2 protein-coding genes are annotated in these 2,478 nt (G+C 69.7%); one reads left to right on the top strand and one right to left on the bottom strand.

The window, feature by feature from the left end:
- Positions 1 to 262 precede the first annotated feature (262 nt).
- On the top strand, positions 263 to 775 hold the full coding sequence (locus NON22_RS23065; protein ID WP_257389332.1) for a phasin family protein: 513 nt from the start codon (positions 263 to 265) through the stop codon (positions 773 to 775).
- 146 nt (positions 776 to 921) lie between these two features.
- Here the strand turns inward: NON22_RS23065 and NON22_RS23060 are convergent.
- Positions 922 to 2,478: DUF4132 domain-containing protein (locus NON22_RS23060; protein WP_257389331.1), on the bottom strand; the 1,557-nt coding region annotated here is incomplete at its 5' end.

Raw genomic sequence — 2,478 nt, 5'->3', positions numbered from 1 at the left:
GACCGCGCGCCTGCGCACGGCGCTGGACGAGCTCGAGAACGCGGTCGCGGCGCCGGCCGGCACGCGGCGGCGGCGCACCGGCGGAATCCGCGATGCAGCAAAGTAAACAAAGGAATAATTCAGCAAAAATCGGGACGCCGGGGCCGTCCGCGCAGCGCCGTCCCGGCGTTTGCATAGTGTGAATATTCTAGCCCCGGCCCCGAGACTGCCGCGCAATCTTGGGCGTATTCGCGTACCGGGAGTCTTCTACGAGGAGCGTCGCATGAGCAAACCGAAACTGAAAGCCAAGGCCAAGGGCAAGTCGGCGCCGAAGACGGCGGACAACCTCGGCAAGTCCATCATGGAATCTGCCCAGCAGATCTGGCTGGCAGGCCTCGGCGCTTTCGCCAAGGCGCAGGAAGAAGGCACCAAGCTGTTCGATACCCTGGTCCGGGAAGGCGTGAGCCTCGAGCAGAAGACGCGCAAGCTCGCGCTCGGCAAGGCCGACGAAGTCCGCGGCGCCGTGGAGACCGGCGTCAACCAGGTCAAGGAACGCACGCAGGAAACCTGGGACAAGCTCGAAAAGGTGTTCGAGGACCGCGTCTCCCGCGCCCTCGGCAAGCTCGGCGTCCCGGGCCGCAAGGAACTCAACGAAATCGCCGAGCGTGTCGAAGCGCTGTCGCGCGAGATCCGCAAACTGAACCCCAAGCCCGCCCGCTCCGCCGTCAAGCCGGCCGTCGCGCCGAAGACCAAGCGCCAGCCCAAGGCCAAGCCGGCGGCCGCCGCGGCGGAATGATCCGCTGACCGATTCATCGCAACACCGGCCGCCGTGCGGCGGCCGTTTCTTTCAGCCCATCAATCGCCAACGACTCCGGGATCCCTCCCCCCGGTTTCTGGTTGATGGGCTTTTTTGTGCGCGAACGCCGGGCGGATCGGCGGCTTTCAGTCGACGAACCAGGCCATCAGGTCCAGGTCGCGCTGCAGCTCGCTGAACGTGATCGCGTCGAGCGATGCGAAGGTGGGGCGCTCGGCCGCAGCCTCGAAGCGGGAACGCCCCAGGGCCACGCGGGCGATCTCGTGCACGAGCTTGGTGTCGGCGGGCTGCGCGACGAACCAGCCGTCGCCGAGCGCCGCGATGTCGAGGAACATCGACAGGCCGTCGCCGAGCGGCCGCGTAAACCCGTCTATGATGCCGCCGTCGCCGACCTCGCGGCGCCAGCCGCGCTGCTCCAGTCCGAGCAGGCTCGCGACGGTGACGCGACGGCCCGCCCATTCCGGCAGCACATTGCCGTCGCGCAGCGCCGGATCGAGGCGGTAGGTCCTGCGCGCAAGCTGTTCGAACGGCTGCAGGATCTCGTAGTCGGCGAAGATCTGGCCGAAACCGGCCAGCTCGGCCGGCGGCAGGCGCAGCGGATGCACGATGCCGATGCGCGCCGCACCGGGCACGTTCGCCGGCGCGTCCTGCGCATCGGCGAGGCTCAGGTCCTCGACGACGCGGAACGTCGCGAGCAGGCCGTCGTCGGCGTCGAATCCGCCCCAGACCAGGCGCTGCACCGGATGCCGCAGCAGCGGATGGCGCCGCAGCAGCTGGTCGAAATCCTCGCGGCTCCAGCGGCGCTGCGCGCACATCGCCGCTTCGAGCCGTCGCAGCTGCAGGCCGGACAGGCTCTTGATCTGCTTCTTCAGATCCTTGAACTGCTCGGTCGCGGCCTTGGCCGCGACGGCGTCGTCACTGCCGTTGGGCTTGGGCAGGCTCTTGAGCGCGCGATCCCTGGCGTCGCGCAGCTCGGGCTCGAGCTGGCCGCTGAAGCGCACGACGAACTGGCGCGGCCCAAAATCCAGGACCAGCCGGCCGGACTCGTCGAGATCGAGATCGGGCACGCTGCGGTCGGCGAGTTCCTCGGGCGTCAGGCCGCGCGCCTGAGCGATCTCGCCGAGCAGCCGTTCGGCGCGCTGGCTCAGGTCGGCGTAGCGCTGCTGCACGACGAAGCCCTGTACCTGCATCAGCGCGCCGTCGCTGCCGATGCGGCCGATCATCTCCAGCGCATCGTAGGCGCGCACGCGATTGAGCGCCGCGCGCCATTGCTTCGCGCGGCCCGCGAGCACGCGCGCCGTCTCGTCGTTGCCGATCAGCCCCTGCAGCGCGAACATCCAGCGTTCCTTGCCCGGCGCGTCGTTGTCTTCCCACCAGTCCAGCAGCGCGCGTCCGAAGCGCGCGAGCGATTCGGGCGTGACGGCCTGCTGGATCTGCAGCAGCGCCGGATGCGGATCGTCGGCGCTGCTCAGCATCAACGCCATCAGCACGTCGGGCAGCTGCGCGAGCGCGATCGCCCGGCCGCCGCCGCGCAGCAGCAGGCGCGGCAGCAGGCCGAGCACGAGCTTGCGGTTGAGCGTCGGCAGCACGTCCGGCAGCACCTGCTCGGGCGCGATCGCGAGCAGCGTCCGCAGCGCGGCCTGCGCCGCGTCGCCGTAGGCCGCGGCGACCCGCTCGATCGCGCT

The sequence above is a fragment of the Tahibacter caeni genome (assembly GCF_024609805.1).
In the GTDB taxonomy this organism is placed as follows: domain Bacteria; phylum Pseudomonadota; class Gammaproteobacteria; order Xanthomonadales; family Rhodanobacteraceae; genus Tahibacter; species Tahibacter caeni.
This window is presented reverse-complemented; position numbering and strand designations above follow the sequence as displayed.

Excerpts from the sequence above, each read along its gene's own strand:
- NON22_RS23065 (WP_257389332.1), top strand. The coding sequence starts at position 263 with ATGAGCAAACCGAAACTGAAAGCCAAGGCCAAGGGCAAGTCGGCGCCG.